The following is a 22871-nucleotide window of genomic DNA, read 5'->3' as shown; positions in this document are numbered from 1 at the left end:
TGACGCTGTGAAATCGCTTGCCATCGCGGCTACGGGCATGAACGCCCAGCAGACCAACATCGAAGTCATCGCCAACAACATCGCCAACATCAACTCGACGTCGTACAAGCGGGCGCGCGCGGAATTCACCGATCTGTTCTACCAGATGGACCGCATGCAGGGCGTTGCCAACACCAACGGCTCGTCGCCGATCCCGGAGGGCGCCAATCTCGGCCTCGGTGTCAAGTCGGCGGCGATCCGCAAGCTGCACATCCAGGGAGCGCTCACGCAGACCGGCAATCCCTACGACATGGCGATCAACGGGCGCGGCTGGTTTCAGGTGCTCGGCCCGAACAACGAGGTGCAATATACCCGCGCGGGCTCGTTCAACACCAATGCCAACAGTCAGCTCGTCACGACCGACGGCTATCTGCTGGATCCCGCAATCACGGTGCCGCAGGGAACGGTCCAGGTCACGGTCAACCAGACCGGGCAGGTGTTCGCCAAGCTGGATACGGAAGTGAACCCGCGGCAGATCGGCCAGCTCAACCTCGCCAATTTCGCCAATGAAGCCGGCCTCGAACCGCTGGGCAGCAATCTCTATCGCGAGACCACGGCGTCGGGCACGCCGGTCGTCGGGCTGCCGGGCGATTCCGGCTACGGCAAGATCAACCAGCAATATCTCGAAGCCTCGAACGTCGACCCGGTCAAGGAAATCACCGAGTTGATCTCCGCCCAGCGCGCCTACGAAATGAATGCCAAGGTCATCCAGGCCTCGGATGAAATGGCCCAGACAGTCTCGAAGGGCATGCGCTAGTTCCGGTGTATCCATGTTGAACAGGATGGGCTTGATGGTGCGCGGGTTGGCCGCCATGCTTCTGGTTCTCGCCTCCGCGCGGGTCGCGGCGGCCGAGGAGAAGCGGCTGCCGGTGCCGGCCGTCTCGATCCGCGCCGGCGAGCTGATCCGGGACGACATGATCACCGAGCGCGCCTTTGCGCCGAACGTGCTCGGCGTCGCCATGTTCATCGAAGGCCGCCAGATCCTGGTCGGCCGGATGGCGCGGCGCACGTTGCTGCCGGGCCAACCGATCCCGACCAATTCGGTGGAGGATCCCTGGACGGTCGCCCGCGGCGCCATGGTCAAGGTCGTGGTCGAAGACAGCGGCCTGTCGATCGTGACCTACGGCGCAGCGATGCAGTCGGGTGCGCCCGGCGCGCTCATCCCGATACGAAACACCGATACCGGTGTGATCATCAGGGGCGTGGTCCAGCCCGACGGCACCGTCAAGGTCGTGGACGGGTCATGACCAGATTCCTGCTTGCGCTCGTGCTACTGGTTTCCGCCGCCAGCGCCCAGGCCGCCGTTCGCATCAAGGACATCGCGGACATCAAGGGATTGCGCGAAAACCAGATCGTCGGCTACGGCCTCGTCATCGGCCTGAACGGCACCGGCGACACGCTCCGCAATGCCCCGTTCACCGAGCAGTCCTTGCAATCGATGCTCGAGAACATGGGCATCAATGTCAAGAACGAGACCACGAGCACCAACAATCCCCCGCGTCCGACGACGCTGCGCACGCGCAACGTCGCGGCCGTGATGGTGACCGCGGACCTGCAGCCTTCGATCAGTGCGGGCGAGCGCATGGACGTGAGCGTGTCGTCGCTCGGCGATGCGACCTCGCTGCTCGGCGGCACGCTGGTGATGACGTCGCTGCGCGCGGCGGACGGTGCGGTCTATGCAGTGGCGCAAGGCGCGGTCACGGTCGCGGGTTACAGCGTTGGAGGCCAGGCCCAGAACGTCAGTCAGGGCACGCCGACCGCGGGCCGCATCCCGAACGGCGCGCTGGTCGAGCGCGAGGTGCAGGGTAGTCTCCATGAAATGGAGTACCTGGTGCTGGAGCTGAAGAACCCCGACTTCGTCACCGCAACACGCATCCTCGACGCCATCAACCGTTACGCGGGCGGACGCTACCGCGCGCAGATCGCCTTCGAGCGCGACTTCCGCACGATCGTGCTGTCGAAGCCGCGCCACATCGGCCCGGTCCGCTTCCTCGCCGAAATCGGCGAGCTGACCGTCGAACCGGACACGCCGGCGCGGGTGGTGATCAACGAGCGCACCGGTACGGTGGTGATCGGACGCGACGTACGGATATCGACCGTTGCCGTGACGCACGGCAATCTGACGGTCCGCGTCACCGAGCTTCCCGTGGTGTCGCAGCCGGCGCCGTTCTCGAAAGGGCAGACGGTGGTCGTGCCCCAGACCGTGGTCGAGGCCAACGAGGCCGGATCGCAGGTGGCGATCCTGAGCGGCGTCGATCTCCAGCGCCTGGTGCGCGGGCTGAACCAGATCGGCCTGAAGCCATCAGGCATCATCGCGATCCTCCAGGCGATCAAGACGGCCGGCGCCCTTCAGGCCGACGTCATCGTGCAATGATGCGTAAGCGTCGTGCAAGCTTGGTCGCTCAATGCTCAGGTCTTGACCGAGAATCGCACGCGGCCCGATGTTGAAGCTGGATCACAAAACCAAACTCCTCCTCCTGGTCGCGGCCTCCGCGCTCGCGAGCGCTTCGCCCGTGCTGGCGCTGGATGAGGCCAAGTCGTCGAAGCCGCTCAACCTGCTGTCCTTCGCGCGCGCCCGCGCGCCGGGACCGCAGAAGCCGATCACGTCGATCCCAAGCGACAATGCGTCGATCCGGGCAACTGCGTGGGCAGCCGAAGACTCAGGACCCGCGACCACGGGTGCCGTGCCAGCTTCCGAGAAGTCCGCGCCTGTACCCACAGCCGCGCCGGTGCGCTCCGCCAAGCCTGGCAGCGTCACGGTGCCGCCGAAGCCGGCGCCGCCCCAGGCCGCTGCAACCGCGGACAATGAAGTGGCCCTGTTCTGCAGCAATGTCGCCGACCCCGCCGTCGATGCAAGGCTGGCCTGGCAGTTCAAGGAGCTGGAGAAGGCCGAGAACCTGCTCCGCGAGCGGATCGCCGAGGTCGAGGCCAAGCGCGCCGAATATGAGAAAGGTGGATGGCATTGCGCGACGACTTCCTGAAGAAGGCCGAAGCGAGCGTCGTCGAGATCTACTCGCGCATGAAGCCGGACGCCGCGGCGACGCAGATCGCCGGGATGGCGGACGAGACGGCTGCGGCCGTGCTCGCAAAGCTCACCCCGAGGAGCTCGAGCGCAATCTTCAACGAGATGGAGACGGGGCGCGCGGCGCACCTCGCCGATCTGCTCGGCGGAATGCGTCGCGTGGATGACGGAAAGACCAAATAGATGAAGAATCTAATCGTCATCCTGTCTCTGTTGTTGCTTGTCGGATGCGTCGCTGATCCGGCCGAGGTCCTGACTGGCCCGCGATTGTCGCCGGTCGGGAGCGGCCTGAGGACGCAGGCAGATCCGATTCCCGTGACGCCCCGCATGCGCTCGCCCGTCAGCTATCGCTCGACCTGGGACGACGGCACCGATCTCTATCGCGACGCCCGCGCCCGGCGCACCGGCGACCTCGTGACGGTGATCATCTCGATGCAGGACAAGGCCAAGCTCGACAACAAGACCGACCGCTCGCGCGATTCGCAGATCAAGTTCGGGCTCGACTGGCTGATGGACATCGCGGGATGGCAGGACAAAGGCTCGACGAGCGCCAATCTCAGCACCAACACCCAGATCAAGGGCAACGGCCAGATCGACCGCACCGAGGATATCAAGCTGTCGATCGCAGCCGTCGTCACCGACGTGTTGCCGAACGGCAATATGATGATCAGCGGCTCGCAGGAATTCAAGGTCAACACAGAAATGCGCGTGCTCAACGTCGGCGGAATCGTGCGTCCACGCGATATCTCGCGAGCCAACACGATCTCATACGAGAAGATCGCCGAGGCGCGCGTGGCCTATGGCGGTCGCGGAAATCTGTCTGACGTGCAGCAGCCTGGATGGGGACATCGGATCTATGACGCCGTGGCACCATTCTGAGAGCAGCGGCCGTCGGGCCGCGTCGCGAGGGCAGGGGACGTCATGCGCCTGATTGCGGCCATCGTGGTGTTGACCCTGATCGCGATCGGCGCGGGCGCCGTCGCCGGCCTGCATCTGTTTGCGGCCGCCGAGCGCGTCGCCGACGCGAAGAAAACCGCGACGCAGGCGCCTCTTGCCTCGAGTTACGCCGGCAGCGCGCGGCTCAGGAAACTGTCCCCGATCGTGACCAATCTCGGTGCGCCGGCCAACAACTGGGCCCGCATCGAAGCCTCCATGGTGACCGAGAGCATGAACGACGAGGATGCCGGCATCCTGGCGGCCCACATCAGCGAGGACATTGTCACCTATCTGCGGTCGGCGACGGTTGCGCAGTTCGAGGGATCCCGCGGGCTCCAGCATCTGCGCGACGACCTGACCGAGCGCGCCAATATCCGCTCCTCGGGCAAGATCCGCGAATTGATCATTGAGACGTTGGTGATTCAGTGAAACTGAGAGTCCTGCTGCTTGCGTTGGTCCTGGTCGTGCTGCCCGAGGTGGCACTGGCCCAGATTCCGGACCTCAACTCCCTGCTGCCGCCGGGCAACGGCTCCACCAGCGGCCGGATCATCCAGCTGATGGCGGTGATCACGGTGCTGTCGGTGGCGCCGGGACTGCTCATCATGGTGACGAGCTTCACGCGATTTGCAGTGGCACTGTCGTTCCTGCGCGCCGGTCTCGGCCTCCAGACCACGCCGGCCAATCTGGTGCTGATCAGCCTCGCGTTGTTCATGACCTTCTACGTGATGGCGCCGACCTTCGACCGCGCCTGGGAAACCGGCGTCCAGCCGCTGATGAAAAACGAGATCTCGGAGGAGGAGGCGTATCTGAAGATCACCGATCCGTTCCGCGAGTTCATGCTGGCCCATGTCCGCGACAAGGATCTGCAGACCTTCGAAGCGCTTGCCGCGGAAAGCTTCCGCAAGAAGTTCGACGACAAGCGCGTCGACATGCGCGTCATCATTCCGGCCTTCATGATCTCCGAGCTCCGGCGTTCGTTCGAGATCGGATTCCTCATCATCCTGCCTTTCCTCGTGATCGACATGATCGTGGCGACGCTGACCATGTCGATGGGCATGATGATGATGCCGCCGACGATCCTCGCGCTGCCGTTCAAGATGCTGTTCTTCGTGCTGATCGACGGCTGGAACCTGCTCGCCTCCGGACTGGTGCGGTCGTTCTCGTAAGAGGAGCGATCGCGGCCGATCGGTTGGTTATGGTTAGCAAAAACTAACATTAACCATATGATATTGCTATGTAATTCAAGCCGATCTTAATCTGCGGGCAAGATTCGGCATGTTAGCAATGCGTCACGGCGGGTTGGACCCACCCACATCAGTCCAAAGGCATGATGCCGCCCCTCCGTACCGGTGAAAGCCCGGTATGTCCCCTCGTGAAAATGTAACGCGTACATAAAGGGACATTCGCAATGTCAAGCCTGCTTACGAACTCGACCGCCATGACCGCACTCCAGACCCTGCGGTCTGTGAGCTCGCAGCTCTCCACCACGCAGACCCGCATCTCCACCGGCCAGCGCGTGTCGACTGCTTCCGACAACGCTGCCTACTGGTCGATCGCGACGTCGATGCGCGCCGACAACGCCGCGCTCTCGGCGGTCTCGGATTCGCTCGGTCTGTCGGCCGCGACTGTCGACACCGAATATACCGCTCTGACCACCGTCATCGGCGACAAGGACTCCGGCCTGACCAAGCTTCAGTCCCTGCTGGTCGAAGCCAAGACAGCCGGTATCGACCGCAGCAAGATCCAGGCGGACGTCACCCAGATCCAGCAGCAGATGAAGGCGACAGCCAGTGCCGCGACCTTCAACGGCATCAACTGGCTGAGCACGACCGCCACCACGCCGACGACCTTCAGCCTCGTGTCGTCGTACTCGCGTGTCGGCGGTACGCCCACCATCGGTTCCATCACCGTGACGACCGCCAACTACTCGCTCTACACCTCGACGCAGACCGGCATTCTGGACACGGCGGGCAGTACCGCTCCGTCGATCAACACGATGACCATCTCCGCGCTAACCGACTCGGCGGCTGACCAGACCCTGCTCGACGGCTACATCGCGCAGGTCACCGCCGGCATCAACTCGGTGGCCTCGGCCGCCGCCAATCTCGGTGCCGTCAAGAACCGCCTCTCGACCAACTCGGACTTCGTGAAGTCGCTGATGGACTCCGTGGATCGCGGTATCGGTCAGCTCGTCGATGCCGACATGAACCAGGAGTCCACCCGCCTGTCGGCCCTCCAGGTCCAGCAGCAGCTCGGTGTGCAGGCGCTCTCGATCGCCAACAACAGCAGCCAGAGCATCCTGTCGCTGTTCCGCTGAGCCTCGAACCATCTTGGGAGGGCCGCGCTTCTCGCAAAGCGCGGCCCTTTCGTTTTGGCGTGACGCCGCGCGCGGGCCGCAATTTTCGACTGCCCTGTTGCCGAACGGGCACAGAGCCACAAGCCTCGCACAAGCTTGGCTCGCTACCTTCGCCGTTACGACAGGTTGGGCCTTGACGCTTTTGCGCAGCCCAAAGGCATGACGCCGCCCTGTCGTACCGGTGCAAGCCCGGTATGTCCCCAAACCTAATCCAATCTTCAAAGGGACATCAAAATGGGTTCTAGTCTCCTCACCAACTCCTCCGCAATGACCGCGCTGCAGACGCTTCGGAACGTCAGCTCGCAACTTGCTACCACGCAGAACCGGATCTCGACCGGCCAGCGCGTCTCGACCGCGTCGGACAACGCCGCCTACTGGTCGATCGCGACGTCGATGCGCTCCGACAATGCCGCGCTTTCCGCCGTCTCCGACTCGCTCGGTCTGTCGGCCGCGACTGTCGACACCGAATATACCGCTCTGACCTCGGTTATCGGCGACAAGGACTCCGGCCTGACCAAGCTTCAGGCGTTGCTGGTCGAAGCCAAGACCGCCGGTATCGACCGCACCAAGATCCAGGCTGACATCACCCAGATTCAGCAGGATATGAAGCTCAAGGCCAGCTCGGCGACCTTCAACGGCATCAACTGGCTGAGCACGACCGCCGCCACGCCGACGACCTTCAACCTGGTGTCGTCGTACTCGCGCGTCGGCGGTACGCCCACCATCGGTTCCATCACCGTGACCACCGCCAACTACTCGCTCTACACCGCGACGCAGACCGGCATTCTGGACACGGCGGGCAGTACCGCTCCGTCGATCAACACGATGACCATCTCCGCGCTCACCGACTCGGCGGCCGACCAGACCCTGCTCGATGGCTACATCTCGCAGGTCACCGCCGGCATCAACTCGGTGGCCTCGGCTGCCGCCAATCTCGGTGCCGTCAAGAACCGCCTCGCGACCAACACTGAATTCGTCAAGACCCTGATGGACTCCGTGGACCGCGGTATCGGCCAGTTGGTCGACGCCGACATGAACGCGGAATCGACTCGCCTCCAGGCGCTGCAGACCCAGCAGCAACTCGGCGTTCAGGCGCTCTCGATCGCCAACCAGAACAGCCAGAGCATCCTGTCGCTGTTCCGTTAAGCGGCGGCTTCGAAAGCGACCGTGCTCCCCAGGGAGCACGGTCTCCGCCATGAACGGCGGATCTGACGGCACAAGACGTGCCCACATCGGTCTCCTGACGCCACATTCCAGGGCAGCACGCCCTGGCCGATCGCGCCGCGATGCGACCGGCTGTCCGCCCGTTGCCGACGCGCGCGATTGCGTCACTCAATCTCTTGTAAAATTGCAACGCCTCGCCTGCGAACCGACACATTCGTATTCTCGCACAACCTTCGGACAAGGTTGGCAGCGGAGTGTCCTCTACGTTCGCATTGGTATGAGGTCATATGCTGTTCAGTCGTGTGCAGATACAGCAACTGCTCAACAATCTGCTGGAGCTTGGGCCGCGACGCCTGATGGCCTTGGGACTGATCGGCTTTGCCGTTCTCGTCACCGTCGTCGGCGGCGCCTATTATCTCAGCCGGCCTGAGTTCGAGACACTCTACACGGGTCTTTCCCGCGAAGACGTGACGCGCATGGGTGCCGCGCTGCGCGAGCAAAACATCGCCTTCGACGTCAATACGGCCGGCGACGCGGTTTCGGTGCGCCCGAGCCAGACCATGCAGGCGCGGATGCTGCTCGCCGAGAAGGGGCTGCCGACCAGCGCCAATTCCGGCTACGAGCTGTTCGACAAGATCGGCTCGCTCGGCCTGACCTCATTCATGCAGGAGGTCACCAAGCTGCGAGCGCTGGAAGGCGAGATCGCGCGCACGGTGCAGTTGATGAAGGGCGTGAAGGCGGCGCGGGTGCATATCGTGCTGCCGGTGCGCGGCTCGTTCCGGGCGACGCAGCAGCCGCCTTCTGCATCGGTCGTGTTGCGCACCGACGGTCCGATCGAGGCGCGCACGGCGCAGTCGATTCGTCATCTCGTCGCTGCCGCCATTCCGGGCATGAGCCGCGACAAGGTCACGGTGCTGGACGCCGACGGTTCGATGCTGCTCGCCGAGGAGGACGAAGCGACTGCAGCGCCGACCCAAGATGGCGAGCCTTCAGAAGACCGTCGGCGGGATGGTGCAGGAGAACATCCGCAAGGCGCTGACGCCGTATCTCGGGATCGATAATTTCGAGGTGAGCGTCTCCCCGCAGCTTTCCACGGACAAGCGGCAGATCAACGAGACTGTTTACGATCCTGAGAACCGCGCCGAGCGCTCAGTCCGAAACGTGCGCGAGAAGGAGTCGTCGCAGAACGCGGACCGTTCGCAGCCGACGACGGTGCAGCAAAATCTTCCCGACCAGCAGGTGAACGCCGGCGGTGGCAAGAACTCCAACGAGGACAAGAGCCGCCGCGAGGACGTCACCAATTTCGAGGTCTCGTCCAAGACCACGACGACGGTGAGCGACGGCTATTCGGTGAAGAAACTCTTCATCGCCGTCCTGATCAATCGCGGGCGGCTCGTCGCCGACCTCGGCGACAAGAGCAACCAGGCCATCGTCGACAGCAAGCTTGCCGAGATCAGCCAGCTCGCAGCCACGGGGCCGGTGGGCTGGACAAGGCGCGGGGCGACCAGATCCAGGTGACGGCCGTCGATTTCATCGAAGGCTCGCGCGAACTGGCGCCGGTGCCGCCGATCAGCTTCGTCGAGATGATCAACAAGCAGCTCGGCAGCGTCATCAACGCGGTCACGATCCTGGCCGTAGCCTCGATGCTGGTGTGGTTCGGACTTCGGCCCGCGGTCAACGGCATCCTGACCCATCGCGCGGCGCAGGAGCAGACCGAGGCGGCGGAAGCTGCCCAACTCGAGGCAGCCGCCGGCGCTCTTGCATTGGCGGATAGCGAGGAGACCGAGCTCAATTTGGTCGAAGATCTCGAAGGCAAGATGCAGCGAACGCCGCAGAAGCGGCTCGAGCAGATCGTCCGTCTCGATCAGATGCAGGCGGCGGCGATCCTTAAAGACTGGATGCGGCGCGAGGAGGCGGCATGAACGCGGCAATCGGAAAACTCCTGACGCAGTTCGACGCGAACGGGCGAGCCAAATCGCCGCCGCTTCCGCCGCCGCCCAAGATCCAGGATGTGCTGACAAGGCCGAGGGAGGTTCGGCGCGAGCCTCAGCCGCAGCCCCAGGTCCATTCGCAGCCGCAGCCGCTGCTTCAGTCGCCGCCTCCGGCGCCGAAGACGGAAGCTCCGGCGGTCAATTTTCTGGACGATGCCTATCGGCGCGGCCACGCGGCCGGCGTAGCGGAGAGCGACGCCAGGATCGCCGAGGAACGCGTGCGCAGCGCGATCCGGCTCGGCGAGGAGCGGGCCAAGTGGTCCGACCAGCAGGCGGGCGCGATCGTCAGCGGCTTCGAGGCGGCTTGCCGCGAGATCGAGACCAACATCGCGAGCTCTGTTGCGCGGATATTGCTGCCGTTTCTCGCCGATGCGGTCCGCGACAAGGCGATCGGGTCGCTGGTCGAGCAGATTGCGGCACTGACCGGCAATTCGCCGGTGCCGGTGTTCAAGGTCACCGGCCCGAGCGAACTGCTCGACCTGGTGAAGACCCAACTCCAGACGGCCCGGCGAACGGGCATCGAGTACGAGGCCGCCGATACTTTCGAGGTCCGCGTCGTAGCCGACCAGACCGTGATCGAGACGCAGATCACGGCCTGGAGCGAACGCCTGAAAGAGGCGCGCCGGTAGCCCGTCATGAATGAGGTCAAATCAGAGCTCGTCATCATCCGCCGGCGGAGCGCCTTCGACGACGAGAAGCCGCACGGCGGCGTCTGGAAGATCGCCTATGCGGACTTCATGACCGCGATGATGGCGTTCTTCCTGGTCATGTGGCTGATCAATGCACTCAACCAGGATCAGAAGCAGGTGGTCGCGAGCTATTTCAATCCGATCATGCTCGCGGAGAACGCGCCTGCCCCGAAAGGCCTCAAAGACCTCTCCAAGAAAGAGCCGTCGTCGTTCGAAGGCCAGGACGGCAGGCGTCAGCCGGCAGGACCGAGCGAGGAACGTCGCGGTGACTCTCCGACGGCCGAGAAGCCGCCCTTCTACGAGGAGAAGGTCCTGTTCCGCGATCCCTACACGACGCTCGCCGAGATCGCCAGCAGCGCAAACCAGGCCTCGGGCCAGCGGCGCGCCGGCGCTCTGACCTCCGCCGAAGAGGAGGGACTCAAGGGCGGCGACGCCTACCGCGATCCCTTCGATCCCGGTTATTGGAAGCTTGCGCCACAGGCATCCAAGGATGCCGATCGCATCATGGAGAGCGAGCCCAAGCCGAATGCGTCCGCGCGCGACACAGCGTCCGGCCCTGGCGAGCCGCAGGCGCGCCGGGCCAAGCAGGACGATGCCGCCGGAAGCGTGGCTCCGAACGCCGATGCGTCGTCCGCAAGCCTGTCGCCCCTGCTGCCGCCGGGGCCCGCGCCCTCGCAGTCTTCACGCGAAGGGAGCACGCAGCCGGGCACCCAGGCTGGTCTTCAAGCCAACGCCGCCGCGCAGCCGCGTCCCAACGATACGACGAAGGAATCCGAGCCGCGCGACGCGGCTCAGACGCAGCAACCGACGGTCAAGCAGCTTCAGTCGGCGATCGCGGAGGCGCTGTCGGATGTCAAGGCCGGCGCGGGACCGGTGGCTGAGGTGCGTCAGGTCGAGGAAGGCCTGCTGATCAGCCTGACCGACGACGCGAGCTTCGGCATGTTCGCGCGCGGCTCGGCTGAACCGCGGCCCGAACTCATCCGTGTAATCGACAAGATCGGTCCGCTGCTGACGAAGCGTCCCGGCATGATCATCGTCCGCGGCCACACCGACAATCGGCCATACCGCTCGGAGACCTACGACAATTGGCGGCTGTCGACGGCCCGTGCGCAGATGGCCTACTACATGCTGATCCGCTCCGGCGTCGATGCGCAGCGCATCGAGCATGTCGAGGGTTATGCCGATCGACGGCCGAAACTCCAAAACGATCCGGCGGCCGCGCAAAATCGCCGGATCGAGATCCTGGTCCGGGAGAAGCGTCCTTGATCGGGCCTGTTCTCCGCGCAACGCTGCTGATGCTGCTGCCGTTCACGGCGGCAGGCGCATTTGCCGAGCCGGCACCGACTCTGGCCCCGGCGGCATCGACATCGGGCGAGCCATATGAGCTCGTTCGCGCATTGCAGGCCGTGCAGGACGGCATCGCCAACGGCGATACCGCGGCGCATGGCAACCACATCGCGTTGATCCGGCAGATCGGCGAGAAATTTCTCGCCGCCGATCCGGGCGTGTGGAGCAACCCGCAGAACGGCCAAGCCGTCGTCATCTACCTGCTCAGCGGCGGCGGGCCGCAAATCGTCCGCAAGTTGCCGCGCGACAAGCTGAACGTCGACGGGCGGCTGTTCGATGGCGCACTCGCCTATGTCGAGGGCCGTCAGGACGAAGCGCGCGAGCTGCTCAAGGACGTCAAGCCCCGGACGATTCCGTCGGGCCTGGGCGGACAGGTCGCGCTGGTCCAGGGCGCGTTGTTCGCACGCGCCGAAGCATCGCTCGCGATCGAGCGTCTGGATGACGCGCGCTTGCTCTTGCCGGGCACATTGGTGGAGGAGGCCGCACTGCGGCGCGAGATCCTGCTGGTCGGGCAAGCCGAGGACTTCGACAAGTTCGAGTTCTTGACGCTGGCCTATATCCGCCACTACGGCAACTCGGTCTATGCCGGCGACTTCTGGCAGCGCTTTTCCACCGGCCTGACGCAATCGAGCCTCGCGCTCGATGAGCGCCGGTTTGCGCGGATCACCACTTTGCTGGAGCAGATCGATCGCGCGAGCCGCCTCAAGCTCTATCTCGTGATCGCGCGCGCCGCGATGGCGCGCGGAGGTCTCGTCGTAACCCGGCTTGCCGGCCAGCGCGCGCTGACGCTCAGCGCCGATGCTTCAGCGGATCGCGAACGGGCGCATTTGTTCCGCGGCGTGTCGCGGGCGCTCACCGACGAATATGACGGTGGTCTTGCCGAGTTGAAGGCGCTCGACCGGTCGAAGCTGCCCGAGCGCGACATTCCCTTGCTCAATGCAACGGTGCAGCTCGCACTCGACGTTCGCAAGCCATTCGCCGGCGAATCCGCCGCCGCAGCCGACAAGCCTCCGGTCACGCCGGCGCGCATCGATCTCGCATCGTCGACCGCAACGCTTATGCGCGCACAGAAGCAGCTCGGCGAACTCGAGCTTCTCACCAGGGATCGCCGTCCATGACGAAGCTCAGTGGAACCTCCGGACAGGTCTTTTCGGGCCTCGCCGAAAGCCTCAGCATGCGGGGCACATCGCGCGCCGGCAAGAGCGCCGGGGCGAAAGCGCAGCCGGACACGTCGTTCAACGATCTGCTGCACACCGTCTCGAATCTCGCGAAGCGGGCGCTCAACGACGAGGGCGGCGACACGGCCGTGAAAGCCGGAACACTGCGGACGCGCCTGGCGCACCAGAGTGAGAAGGACAAGGCGAACGACGACACGGTGCACGAAGGCCCCGCGGCGGCCGAGGCCCTAGGATCCAGCGAGAGGCCCACCGAGAAATCTTCCGACAAGAAGACCGACAAATCGTCCGGGAAACATGTCCCTGTCGACCATACCGGGCAGGCCGACGTCCAGAACCAATCGAGCATTGCGGTGATCGTCGGACAGGAGATCGCCGCCGGACCGGTCGCGCAACCGCAGATGCAAGCACCGGCGGGCGACAAGAACGATGCGTCCGGGCGCGACGGGCGGTCTGCCACGACGAAGCGCGAAGTTCAGGCCATGGGCATGGCGAAGACGATGACAGCCGACTCCGGCCCATCTGCTGTGGCTCCGACCGCCGCGCACTCGCAGGCCGCGGCTCCGCACGCGACGGCCGCCGCCCAGGCGACATCGACGCAAGACGGCGAGCCATCGCCGAAGGCAACGGCACCCGGCTTCGAGGCCGTTGCGGCCAATGTCGAGCGTGCTGCCAAGGCCTCGGCGCGGGATGCATTGCCCGAGACGACCAAGGTCACCGTAGTCCAGCAGGAGACCCATCTGCCCCCGGCGCAGTTCAACGCTCCGCACCAAGTTGCCAATGCCGTCGTCGCCGAGCTGAAGGAATCTCCGGCGCCGACGGCGTCCGCAGCTCCAGATCTTGCAGCGTCCCAAGCCAATGCGCCGGACCAGCCGCTCAAGATCCTGACCATCAACCTCGAACCGCCTACGCTCGGCAACGTCACCGTGCGCCTTCGTCTCGTTGGCAACGAGGTGTCCGTCCACCTCGCCGCCGAGCGCAAGGACACGAGCCAGATGCTTGACCAGCAGCGCGACTCGATCCGCGAGCTCATGCAGTCGGCGGGCTACGTGGCCGACGTTGCGCCCGTCCAGCACGGCTCGTTGGATGGATTCCAGAGCGGCTCCGGTCAGTCGCAGCCGCAGCTCTCGGGCCAGCAACAGCCATCGTCGCAGTCGCAAGGCACGTTCGACGGCGCGAGAAATTCGTCGGGACAGTCGGACGGCGGTGCGAAACAGGCCCGACAGGAGCGCCAGTTCAACCAGGAGACGCGTCATGACCAGGACGTGGCGCCGCAGATTCGTCGCGGCCCTGTTTATCTGTAACGCCGGCGCCGCGGCCGCGGCGACCGACAATTCGCGCCCCTGCGAGCGCGAGATGGCGCGTGCGTCTCAGCAGCACGGAATTCCGCTCGGCATTCTCTATGCCGTCGGCCTCACCGAGACCGGGCGGCGCGGCGCGCTTTATCCTTACGCGCTCGGCGCCGAAGGACAGACCGTGTTCGCCAAGGACATGAACGACGCAATCGCGAATTTCGAATCCATGCGCAGCAAGGGGATCAAGCTGATCGACCTCGGTTGCATGCAGATCAACCACTATTACCACGGCGACAAATTCGCGTCGGTGCGGGCGATGTTCGATCCCGCCAGGAACGTCGACTACGCCGCGCGCTTCCTGAAGGAGCTGAAGCAACGCGAGGGCAGCTGGACCATGGCGGTCGCCCGCTACAATGCAGGCCCCAACAACCAGCCGGCGCAGAAGCGCTACGTCTGTCATATCGTCGCTCATCTGGTCTCTCGAGCGGCTTCGGCGCGTGGACCGATAAGGCGCGCTCGTTCTGTCAGCCGAAAACGACCTGAAGGGATGACGTCAAAGTTGTGCATCGTTCCGCACCATCAGCCCCGCGCAAGCAACAACCACCATTGTAACTGCAACCTACCGAAGGAGCCCAATTCATGAGCCTGTATGGTGTTATGCGCACCGGTGTTTCCGGGATGAACGCGCAGTCCAACAAGCTGTCGACGGTGTCGGACAACATCGCCAACGTCAACACCACCGGCTACAAGCGGGCTTCGACCGAATTCTCCTCGCTGATCCTGAAGAGCGGCTCGGGCAATTACGATTCCGGCGCGGTCGAGACCACGGTCCGCTACGCCATCAGCGATGCCGGCAATTACCAGTTCACGACCTCGGCGACGGACCTCGCGGTGCAGGGCAACGGCTTCTTCGTCGTGCAGGATCCGAACGGCAACAATTTCCTGACGCGCGCCGGCGCGTTCGTGCCCGACAGCACGGGCAATCTCGTCAACTCCGCCGGCTTCCAGCTGATGGGCTACAACATCGCGAACGGCGCCACGCCCACCGTCGCCGCCAACGGCTTCGGCGGCCTGCAGGTCATCAACGTCAACCAGATGGCGCTCCAGGCGTCGCCTTCGACCAAGGCAGCTGTCGATGCCAATCTCGATCCGAGCGCTGCGATCATCGCGGGTCCACCCGGTCCCGGCGCTTACACGTCGAAGACCTCGGTCGTCACTTACGACAACATCGGCAACGCGGTGACGGTCGACGTCTATGCTGCGAAGACCGCCGCGAACACCTGGCAGATCCAGCTCTACGATTCTTCCACCGGCACCGCGCTCGCGGGTGGTCTCAATACCTTCACCTTCGATGTCACCGCGACCGGCAAAGGCAAGCTCGCCGCCGCAAGCCCGACCTCGCTCACCGTGACCATCCCGGGCGGCTCGTCCTTCAACATGGATCTGTCGGCCATGACCCAGGTCGCGTCCAGCTTCGACTTCAAGGCGACGGTCGACGGCAACGCCCCGTCCGCGGTGGAGAAGGTGAACATCGACGACAAGGGCGTGGTCACCGCGGTGCTCAAGAACGGCACCGAGCTGCCGAGCTTCCAGATCGCGCTCGCGAACGTTCCGAGCCCGGACCATCTGACGCCCGAAGTCGGCAACGTCTATTCACCGAACCTGGATTCCGGAAACGTGCAGGTCGGCCTCGCCGGCCAGGGCGGGCTCGGCACCATCCAGTCGGGCGCTCTGGAAGACTCGAACGTCGATCTGGCGGACGAGTTGACTGCGATGATCGAGGCGCAGCGCGGCTTCACTGCGAACTCGAAATCGTTCCAGACCGGCGCCGACTTGCTGGATGTCGTCGTCAACCTGAAGCGCTGAGTCTCTCAGCGCTCGATCCCGGCAAGAGCAGATCATGAACCTTACCGCCGCTCTCGAATCCGCCCGCTCCTCGCTGATGACGTCGGGCATCCAGTCGTCGGTCATCTCGCGCAACATCGCCGGGGCCACCGCCACCGGCTATTCGCGCAAGCTCACCGTGCTGGACAATCACCCCGGTGCTGGCGTCTACGTCGCGGCGATCCAGCGCGCCGCCAGCAGCGGCTTGTACACCAACGTCCTGACCGCGACTTCGTCGTCTAGCGAGCAGAGCGCGATCTATGACGGTCTCCAGAAGATCGCGGCCTCGACGGTCGACGATCCGGAGCTCGACCAGTCGCCGACGGCGCAGCTCAATGCGTTGAAGAAGGCGCTCCAGCAATATGCCAACGCCCCGGACAACACCACGCTGGCGCAGGCGGCGGTCGCGTCCGCCCAGGACATGGCGACGGCGCTAAACCAGGCGACCCAAACCGTGCAGTCGGTTCGTGAGGGCGCGGATGCCGACATGAATACGTCGGTTCAGAATATCAATCAGTTGCTCTCCCAGTTCCAGAGCGTGAACACCGCGATCGTGAAGGGTACGATCTCCGGCGACGACGTCACCGACTACCTCGACCAGCGCGACAGCATCGTCTCGAAACTGTCGCAAGAACTCGGCGTCACGATGTCGATCCGTCCCAACGGCGACGCGGCGCTCTATGCCGATAGCGGTGTCGTTCTGTTCGACAAGACGGCGCGCGCGGTGAGTTTTTCCCCGACCAACGCCTACACTGCTGGCACGACGGGCAATGCCGTCTACATCGACGGCGTACCCGTGACCGGCGCGAATTCCGTCATGCCGCTCAAGTCCGGCAAGCTCGCCGGCCTCGCCGAGTTGCGTGACAACGCCACGGTCACGTATCAGAGCCAGCTTGACGAAGTCGCACGCGGCCTGGTCGACGCCTTCAAGGAAGTCGACCAGTCCGGCGCCGCGCTGCCGGACGTCCCCGGCCTGTTCACCTATCCGGGTGCGCCGGCGATGCCGGCGAGCGCCACCGTCTCGGTCGGCTTGGCCGGCTTGATCAGTGTGGCCGCTTCGGTCGACCCTGTTCAGGGCGGCAACCCCAATCTGCTGCGCGACGGCGCGATCAGCGGCAATGCCGCATATCAATACAACACCGCCGGCAACGCCGGCTACTCGACCCGGCTGCAGCAGCTCATCGGCAACATGGATGCGTCGCAGCCGTTCGATGCAACCACGCAAGGCAAGCCGAACGGCAGCTTGATCGACTTCGCGTCGTCCTCGGCGAGCTGGATCGAAAGTCAGCGCACGGCCGCGAACGACAACGTCACCTACCAGAACACGCTGCTCGACCGTAGCACCGCGGCGCTGTCCAACGTCAACGGCGTCAACATGGACGACGAGATGTCGCTGATGCTCCAGGTCGAGCGGACCTATTCGGCCTCGTCGAAGATCATTTCCACCGTCGACGAGATGTTGCAGAGCCTGCTGGCTGCTGTGGGGAATTAAGTCATGATGAGCGCGAACTACATCTCGACTTTGATGCTGTCTTCGTCGCTGAGGTCCTCGGTTACCAACAATCAGGCGGCGCTCGCCAAGGCTTCGAAGGAAGCCACCACCGGCCGCTTTGCCGACGTTGGCCTCGAGCTTGGTGCCACGACGGGAAGCGACGTCACCCTGCGAGCGGACCTGAGCTTCGCCGATCAGCTCGTCGATACCAACGGGCTGGTCTCGGGACGCCTGGACATAACGCAGAGCCGGATCACCCAGCTTGGTTCGACCGCAACGGACTTCCTCAAGGACCTGATCGCGGCCCGCAGTACCGACGGCGGCGGGCGGATCATCCTGCCGCCCGCGTCCTCCAACCTCCAGGATCTGATTGGCGCGCTGAACGTCTCCTATAACGGCTCGTCTCTTTTCTCGGGCATCAACACGCAGAACACGCCGATCACGGCCTACACCGCGGGCTCGGCCAGCAAGAACCAGGTCGATGCGGATTTCCTCGCGACCTTCGGCTTTGCCCAGTCTTCTGCCAGCGTGAGCAGCATCACCCCGGCCCAGATGCAGACCTTCCTCGACACCACCTTCGATGCCGAGTTCGCGAGCCCGGCCTGGGACACCAACTGGTCGTCGGCTACCGACCAGGTCATGCAAAGCCGTATCTCCACGACCGAGATCGCCGATACCTCCGTCAGCGCCAATCAGCCAGGCTTCCGCAAGCTCGCCGAGGCCTACACCATGATGGCGGATCTCGGGAACGTGAACCTGGACCAAGCGACGTTCCAGGTCGTCGTGGACAAGGCTATCGGCCTTGTCGGAAACGCCATCAGTGACCTTGCTACCCTCGGCGGCAACATCGGCACGGTCCAGCAGCGGATCACCGGCGCGACCGATAGGCTGAAGCTGCAGCAGGACATCCTCAACAACCAGATCGTCAAGATGGAGGCGGTCGACCCGACCGAGGCCTCGGTCCGGGTCAATACGCTGCAAACCCAGATCAAGACAGCGCTGGCGCTGACATCGCAGCTCCAGCAGATCAGCCTCATCAACTACCTCTGAGCCAAGTACTTTTGAGAAGCCTCCTTTGTAAGGCAGAGTTGTCCTGATGACGTTTGAAGCCTATGAAGCGGTCGTCGACGAGAGCGGATATGAAGCGCGGGGCCGCGAGCGGCAGGCGCTCAGCCTCGGCATCGACCGGCTCGAGCGGATCCAGAAAGACCGCTTCAGCATCGAGGATCTGGTCGAGAGCCTGCTCTATGTGCGGCGGCTGTGGACGATCTTCATCGAGGATCTCGCGCATCCGGAAAACGGACTTCCGGTCAAGCTGCGCGCCGACATCATCTCGATCGGCCTGTGGGTCGTCAAGGAAGCCGACCGCCTTCGCGAAGAGAGGTCGAACGACGTGATGCAGCTCATCGAAATCAACCGCCTGATCCGAGACGCTCTTTGATGAAGATATCCTTGCGGGCGGGCGAACGGGTCTACATCAACGGCGCGGTGCTGCGCGTGGACCGCAAGGTCTCCGTCGAGCTCGTCAACGACGTGATGTTCCTGCTCGAAGGGCAGATCATGCAGGCCTCCGACGCCACCACGGCGCTGCGGCAGCTCTATTTCATCGTCCAGCTGATGCTGATGAATCCGACCGACGTCCGGGATGCTTCGGCGCTTTACGGGCAGCATCACGCAGCCCTGATCGCGGTGTGCGAGAGCCACGAGATGCTGCTCGGACTTGGCGCGGTCGACGAACTGGTCGGAGCAACCCGTTACTTCGAAGCGCTCAAGCGGATCCGGGCGCTGTTTCCGGTGGAGCAGGCCATCCTGGCCGGCGCCACGATCGATTCCCCATTCGAGGCTGCCTGACAGCGGAGAGTCACATGAACGTCACCAGCGCGACCGATAGCACCAGCAAGTCCAGTTCGACCAGCTCAACCACGTCGAAGTCGAGCACCGGCGTCGACTACAACACGTTCCTTCAGCTCCTCATCGCAGAGATGAAGAACCAGGATCCGACCAATCCGATGGATACCTCGCAATATATGAGCCAGTTTGCGCAGCTCTCGTCGGTCGAGCAGGCGATGCAGACCAATACCAAGCTCGACTCTTTGCTATCTTCGCAATCGCTGTCGCAGGCAGACGGGCTGATCGGAAAGACCGTCAGCTTCACGGACTCGACCGGAGCGACTTTCAGCGGCAAGGTCGCTTCGATTTCCATCAACACTGACGGCTCCGTCGCGACGCTCGAGGACGGCACGAAAGTCGCGGTCGGCCCGGGTCTCACGATCAGCCAGTCATGAACGAACGGGACGCTCTCGACATCGTCCAGGCGGCGATCTGGACCATCATCGTCGCCTCCGGGCCTGCCGTTGGCGCCGCGATGCTGGTCGGCACCCTCATTGCGCTGATCCAGGCTCTGACCCAGATCCAGGAGGTGACGCTGACCTTCGTTCCGAAGATCATCGTCATTCTCTTGGTCGTTGCTGTCTCCGGCTCCTTCATCGGAGCCCATCTCTCCACCTTCACCGAGATGGTCTATTCGCATATCGAGCGCGGCTTCTGATCCGGGCGGCCCGGGCACCCCTGGCCATCTCCTGCCACCACCCCCGCGTAAGCTTTGCACGGCAGATTACGGGCCGGATCCTCTGCCGGTGACCCATGTCCGATACGTTAGCTGCCAGCCTGCCGACCCCGCGACGATTGGGCGCCGACGCCTTTTTCGCAGGCGGTATCGTGGCCATGCTCACGATCCTGTTCCTGCCTATCCCGCCGATCCTGATCGATCTCGGCCTCGCCTTCTCGATCGCACTGTCGGCGCTGATCCTGATGGTCGCGCTGTGGATCCAGCGGCCGCTCGATTTTTCGGCTTTCCCGACCGTGCTGCTGATCGCCACGATCCTGCGGCTGGCGCTGAACGTCGCGACGACTCGTCTGATCCTGTCGCGCGGCGGGGAGGGGGAAAACGCCGCGGGCCACGTCGTTGCCGGCTTCTCGAAGTTCGTCATGGGCGGCGACTTCGTCATCGGCCTGATCATCTTCGCGATTCTGGTCACGGTAAACTTCGTCGTGATCACCAAGGGCGCGACGCGTATCGCCGAAGTCGGCGCCCGCTTCACCCCTGGACGCCATCCCCGGCAAGCAGATGGCGATCGACGCGGACCTATCCGCAGGGCTGATCGACGACAAGGAAGCCCAGCGCCGGCGCCGCGAGCTGGAAGAGGAGAGCGCGTTCTTCGGCGCCATGGACGGTGCCTCGAAATTCGTCCGCGGCGACGCCATCGCCGGCCTGATCATCACCGCGATCAACATTTTCGGCGGCATCATCATCGGCGTGACCCATCACGGACTCACGCTGTCGCGTGCCGCCGACGTCTACACCAAACTCTCCGTGGGCGACGGTCTGGTAACGCAGATGCCGGCTCTGATCGTGTCGCTATCGGCGGGCTTGCTGGTCTCTAAGGGCGGCACCAGGGGGTCGGCGGAGCAGGCAGTGTTGCGCCAGCTCGGCGGCTATCCGCGCGCGGTATCGGCCGCCGCGCTGATGATGTTCGTGCTTGCCTTGATGCCGGGGTTGCCGATGGCGCCCTTCTTGCTGCTCGGCGGCGCCATGGCCTTCGTCGGATACTCGCTGCCGAGGCGGCAGGCGGCCCTGAAGCAGAAGGACGATGCGCGCAAGGCCGACGAACGCGCCCAGCTCGAGGCCAAGGAATCCGTCAAGGAATCGCTCAAGACAGCGGAGATCGAGCTGGCGCTCGGCGGCCACCTGTCGGTCCATCTGCTGGGCTCGCGTACCGAGCTAGCACACCGCGTGGCCAAGATCCGCAAGAAGTTCGCCAAGCAGTACGGCTTCGTCGTTCCCGAGATCAAGCTCACCGACAATCTGTCGATCGATCCCAAGGGATATCAGATCCGGATCCACGACACCCGCGTCTCCCAGGGCGAGCTCAGGCTCGGCGAGGTGCTGGTGCTCGTCGACAAGGACGGCAAGCCCGACGTGCCCGGCGAAGAGGTGATCGAGCCGGCCTTTGGCATGAAAGCGCTGTGGGTGACGGACGCTTTCACCGACGAGGTCAAGCGTCAGGGCTGCAAGCCGGTCGACAATCTGTCGGTGCTGCTCACGCATCTGAGCGAAGTGATCAGGGCCAACCTCGCCCAGCTCCTGTCCTACAAGGACATGCGCGGCCTGCTCGACCGGCTCGATCCCGAATACAAGCGCCTGGTCGAGGATCTCTGCCCGTCGCAGATATCGTACTCGGGACTGCTGGCAATCCTGAAGATCCTGCTGGCCGAGCGCGTGTCGATACGCAACCTCCATCTGATCCTGGAGGCCATCGCCGAGATCGCGCCCCATGTGCGGCGCTCCGAGCAGGTGGCGGAGCATGTGCGTACGCGTCTGGCCCAGCAGATCTGCGGCGACCTGTCCGACAACGGCGTGCTCAACGTGGTCCGTCTCGGCAACCGTTGGGACCTGGCGTTCCACCAGAGCCTGAAGCGCGACGCCAAGGGCGACGTCGTCGAATTCGACGCCGATCCGCGCCTGATCGAGCAGTTTGCGACCGAAGCCAGCGCCGCGATCCGCAAGTTCACCGAGAACGGCACCAGCGTCGTGCTGGCGGTGACCCCCGAAGCCCGTCCCTACGTCCGGATGATCCTGGAACGGGTATTTCCGACACTGCCGATCCTGTCGCATGTCGAAGTCGCGCGCAGCACCGAGATCAGAGCACTCGGAGCCATATCGTGATCAGCGGCCTTGCCGACAGCGTGCTGGTGACGTTCATCGTGTTCTGCCGCATCGGTGCCTGCCTGATGCTGGTGCCGGGCTATTCCAGCGTCAACGTCCCGGCCCAGGTCCGCTTGTTCGTCGCGCTCGTCACGACGTTTGCGCTGACGCCGATCCTGGTCGCTGTCCTGAAACCTCTCACGGACAATGCGGCACCGCTGACGCTCGCGCTGCTGATCTGCTCCGAGCTCGTGGTCGGCAGCGTCATCGGGCTCGGCGGCCGCGTGTTCTTCCTCGCACTCCAGACCATGGCCACTGTGATGGCGAGTGCCATCGGGCTGAGCAACATCCCGGGGACGCCGATCGGCGACACTGATCCGGCGCCGGCTCTGGTGCCGGCTGATCATGACGGCCGTCACAACGCTGTTCTTCATAACCGACCAGCACTGGCAGGTCCTGCGCGGGTTGATGAACTCCTACGACGTCTGGCATCCCGGCGATAAGTTCGGCGGCGGCATGGCGCTGGAGCTGCTCGTCGGCCGGCTGTCGGAAGCATTCGTCCTGACGCTGCGGATCACCAGCCCTTTCATCGTCTATTCGGTCATCGTTAACGTCGCGGTCGGCCTGGTCAACAAGCTGACGCCGGCGATTCCGGTCTATTTCATCTCGGTGCCGTTCGTGCTGTTCGGCGGCTTCCTGCTGCTCTACCTCACCAGCGACGAGCTCTTGACGCAATTCATGCTCGGCGTCTCGTCATGGCTGGCGGAGTGATCGGT

The 22871-nt window shown here is 64.1% G+C and carries 19 protein-coding genes and 5 pseudogenes; all 24 read left to right on the top strand.

Translation table 11 applies throughout. From position 1 onward, the window contains the following. Window positions 1-7: 7 nt before the first annotated feature. The 24 genes and pseudogenes from flgG to fliR all read left to right on the top strand — a co-directional run bounded on the left by flgG (window position 8) and on the right by fliR (window position 22866). Window positions 8-796, top strand: coding sequence for a flagellar basal-body rod protein FlgG (gene flgG / locus ACVWYI_RS32835; RefSeq protein WP_247344678.1), 789 nt, complete (start codon window positions 8-10; stop codon window positions 794-796). A 13-nt stretch (window positions 797-809) separates the two neighbouring features. Beyond that, the gene (gene flgA / locus ACVWYI_RS32830) at window positions 810-1286 is read left to right on the top strand and encodes a flagellar basal body P-ring formation chaperone FlgA (RefSeq protein ID WP_247344674.1); all 477 of its coding nucleotides are present in this window, start codon (window positions 810-812) and stop codon (window positions 1284-1286) included. Then, window positions 1283-2413, top strand: coding sequence for a flagellar basal body P-ring protein FlgI (flgI, locus tag ACVWYI_RS32825; RefSeq protein ID WP_247344672.1), 1131 nt, complete (start codon window positions 1283-1285; stop codon window positions 2411-2413). The genes flgA and flgI overlap by 4 nt, the downstream gene beginning before the upstream one ends. 67 nt (window positions 2414-2480) lie before the next feature. Beyond that, window positions 2481-3244: pseudogene (locus ACVWYI_RS32820) on the top strand (MotE family protein). Continuing rightward, window positions 3245-3940 carry a flagellar basal body L-ring protein FlgH gene (gene flgH / locus ACVWYI_RS32815; protein WP_247344667.1) on the top strand — a complete coding sequence of 232 codons (696 nt, stop codon included), beginning with the start codon at window positions 3245-3247 and terminating at the stop codon, window positions 3938-3940. Between the two features lie 42 nt (window positions 3941-3982). Then, window positions 3983-4426, top strand: coding sequence for a flagellar basal body-associated FliL family protein (locus ACVWYI_RS32810; RefSeq protein WP_247344664.1), 444 nt, complete (start codon window positions 3983-3985; stop codon window positions 4424-4426). Further along, complete coding sequence (fliP, locus tag ACVWYI_RS32805; RefSeq protein WP_247330503.1) at window positions 4423-5163, top strand: flagellar type III secretion system pore protein FliP; 741 nt, start codon at window positions 4423-4425, stop codon at window positions 5161-5163. The genes ACVWYI_RS32810 and fliP overlap by 4 nt, the downstream gene beginning before the upstream one ends. Window positions 5164-5405: 242 nt before the next feature. Beyond that, window positions 5406-6314 (top strand): flagellin N-terminal helical domain-containing protein, encoded by a 909-nt coding sequence (locus ACVWYI_RS32800; RefSeq protein ID WP_247344661.1) that lies wholly within the window; start codon window positions 5406-5408, stop codon window positions 6312-6314. 273 nt (window positions 6315-6587) lie between these two features. Further along, entirely contained in the window at window positions 6588-7499 is a 912-nt protein-coding gene (locus ACVWYI_RS32795; protein ID WP_247344659.1) for a flagellin N-terminal helical domain-containing protein, read from the top strand. Window positions 7500-7804: 305 nt separating this feature from the next. Next, window positions 7805-9439: pseudogene (gene fliF, locus ACVWYI_RS32790) on the top strand (flagellar basal-body MS-ring/collar protein FliF). Next, entirely contained in the window at window positions 9436-10137 is a 702-nt protein-coding gene (locus ACVWYI_RS32785) for a hypothetical protein (protein ID WP_247344655.1), read from the top strand. The pseudogene fliF and the gene ACVWYI_RS32785 overlap by 4 nt, the downstream one beginning before the upstream one ends. Window positions 10138-10143: 6 nt before the next feature. Then, window positions 10144-11463, top strand: coding sequence for a MotB family protein (locus ACVWYI_RS32780; protein ID WP_456664215.1), 1320 nt, complete (start codon window positions 10144-10146; stop codon window positions 11461-11463). After that, window positions 11460-12662 carry a chemotaxis protein gene (locus ACVWYI_RS32775; RefSeq protein WP_247344650.1) on the top strand — a complete coding sequence of 401 codons (1203 nt, stop codon included), beginning with the start codon at window positions 11460-11462 and terminating at the stop codon, window positions 12660-12662. The genes ACVWYI_RS32780 and ACVWYI_RS32775 overlap by 4 nt, the downstream gene beginning before the upstream one ends. After that, entirely contained in the window at window positions 12659-14023 is a 1365-nt protein-coding gene (locus ACVWYI_RS32770; protein ID WP_456664214.1) for a flagellar hook-length control protein FliK, read from the top strand. Before ACVWYI_RS32775 ends, ACVWYI_RS32770 begins: the two co-directional genes overlap by 4 nt. Next, window positions 13974-14557 (top strand): annotated as a pseudogene (locus tag ACVWYI_RS32765) (transglycosylase SLT domain-containing protein). The gene ACVWYI_RS32770 and the pseudogene ACVWYI_RS32765 overlap by 50 nt, the downstream one beginning before the upstream one ends. A 96-nt stretch (window positions 14558-14653) precedes the next feature. Further along, window positions 14654-15880 (top strand): flagellar hook protein FlgE, encoded by a 1227-nt coding sequence (locus ACVWYI_RS32760; RefSeq protein ID WP_247344642.1) that lies wholly within the window; start codon window positions 14654-14656, stop codon window positions 15878-15880. Between the two features lie 34 nt (window positions 15881-15914). Continuing rightward, window positions 15915-17390 (top strand): flagellar hook-associated protein FlgK, encoded by a 1476-nt coding sequence (gene flgK / locus ACVWYI_RS32755; protein ID WP_456664213.1) that lies wholly within the window; start codon window positions 15915-15917, stop codon window positions 17388-17390. A 3-nt stretch (window positions 17391-17393) separates the two neighbouring features. Further along, window positions 17394-18440, top strand: coding sequence for a flagellar hook-associated family protein (locus ACVWYI_RS32750; protein WP_247344637.1), 1047 nt, complete (start codon window positions 17394-17396; stop codon window positions 18438-18440). Window positions 18441-18486: 46 nt separating this feature from the next. After that, entirely contained in the window at window positions 18487-18831 is a 345-nt protein-coding gene (gene flaF / locus ACVWYI_RS32745; RefSeq protein ID WP_247344634.1) for a flagellar biosynthesis regulator FlaF, read from the top strand. Next, window positions 18831-19241 carry a flagellar biosynthesis repressor FlbT gene (gene flbT, locus ACVWYI_RS32740; protein ID WP_247344631.1) on the top strand — a complete coding sequence of 137 codons (411 nt, stop codon included), beginning with the start codon at window positions 18831-18833 and terminating at the stop codon, window positions 19239-19241. The genes flaF and flbT overlap by 1 nt, the downstream gene beginning before the upstream one ends. Window positions 19242-19255: 14 nt before the next feature. Beyond that, the gene (flgD, locus tag ACVWYI_RS32735; protein ID WP_247344628.1) at window positions 19256-19675 is read left to right on the top strand and encodes a flagellar hook assembly protein FlgD; all 420 of its coding nucleotides are present in this window, start codon (window positions 19256-19258) and stop codon (window positions 19673-19675) included. Further along, window positions 19672-19938 carry a flagellar biosynthesis protein FliQ gene (fliQ, locus tag ACVWYI_RS32730; protein WP_106945789.1) on the top strand — a complete coding sequence of 89 codons (267 nt, stop codon included), beginning with the start codon at window positions 19672-19674 and terminating at the stop codon, window positions 19936-19938. The genes flgD and fliQ overlap by 4 nt, the downstream gene beginning before the upstream one ends. Window positions 19939-20033: 95 nt before the next feature. After that, window positions 20034-22116: pseudogene (gene flhA / locus ACVWYI_RS32725) on the top strand (flagellar biosynthesis protein FlhA). After that, a pseudogene (fliR, locus tag ACVWYI_RS32720) lies at window positions 22113-22866 on the top strand (flagellar biosynthesis protein FliR). Before flhA ends, fliR begins: the two co-directional pseudogenes overlap by 4 nt. Window positions 22867-22871: the final 5 nt, after the last annotated feature.

It is taken from the genome of Bradyrhizobium sp. LB13.1 (genome assembly GCF_054056815.1).
The sequence above is the reverse complement of the archived record's forward strand: the minus strand, read 5'-3'. Positions and strand labels throughout refer to the sequence as shown.

What these genes read in the sequence shown, in the direction of transcription:
- ACVWYI_RS32760 (WP_247344642.1), top strand. Translation starts at nt 14,654, where the DNA reads ATGAGCCTGTATGGTGTTATGCGCACCGGTGTTTCCGGGATGAACGCG.
- ACVWYI_RS32750 (WP_247344637.1), top strand. Translation starts at nt 17,394, where the DNA reads ATGATGAGCGCGAACTACATCTCGACTTTGATGCTGTCTTCGTCGCTG.
- ACVWYI_RS32785 (WP_247344655.1), top strand. Translation starts at nt 9,436, where the DNA reads ATGAACGCGGCAATCGGAAAACTCCTGACGCAGTTCGACGCGAACGGG.
- ACVWYI_RS32780 (WP_456664215.1), top strand. Translation starts at nt 10,144, where the DNA reads ATGAATGAGGTCAAATCAGAGCTCGTCATCATCCGCCGGCGGAGCGCC.
- ACVWYI_RS32770 (WP_456664214.1), top strand. Translation starts at nt 12,659, where the DNA reads ATGACGAAGCTCAGTGGAACCTCCGGACAGGTCTTTTCGGGCCTCGCC.
- flgD (WP_247344628.1), top strand. Translation starts at nt 19,256, where the DNA reads ATGAACGTCACCAGCGCGACCGATAGCACCAGCAAGTCCAGTTCGACC.
- flgH (WP_247344667.1), top strand. Translation starts at nt 3,245, where the DNA reads ATGAAGAATCTAATCGTCATCCTGTCTCTGTTGTTGCTTGTCGGATGC.
- flgA (WP_247344674.1), top strand. Translation starts at nt 810, where the DNA reads ATGTTGAACAGGATGGGCTTGATGGTGCGCGGGTTGGCCGCCATGCTT.
- fliQ (WP_106945789.1), top strand. Translation starts at nt 19,672, where the DNA reads ATGAACGAACGGGACGCTCTCGACATCGTCCAGGCGGCGATCTGGACC.
- ACVWYI_RS32795 (WP_247344659.1), top strand. Translation starts at nt 6,588, where the DNA reads ATGGGTTCTAGTCTCCTCACCAACTCCTCCGCAATGACCGCGCTGCAG.
- flgI (WP_247344672.1), top strand. Translation starts at nt 1,283, where the DNA reads ATGACCAGATTCCTGCTTGCGCTCGTGCTACTGGTTTCCGCCGCCAGC.
- flgK (WP_456664213.1), top strand. Translation starts at nt 15,915, where the DNA reads ATGAACCTTACCGCCGCTCTCGAATCCGCCCGCTCCTCGCTGATGACG.
- flaF (WP_247344634.1), top strand. Translation starts at nt 18,487, where the DNA reads ATGACGTTTGAAGCCTATGAAGCGGTCGTCGACGAGAGCGGATATGAA.
- flbT (WP_247344631.1), top strand. Translation starts at nt 18,831, where the DNA reads ATGAAGATATCCTTGCGGGCGGGCGAACGGGTCTACATCAACGGCGCG.
- ACVWYI_RS32800 (WP_247344661.1), top strand. Translation starts at nt 5,406, where the DNA reads ATGTCAAGCCTGCTTACGAACTCGACCGCCATGACCGCACTCCAGACC.
- ACVWYI_RS32810 (WP_247344664.1), top strand. Translation starts at nt 3,983, where the DNA reads ATGCGCCTGATTGCGGCCATCGTGGTGTTGACCCTGATCGCGATCGGC.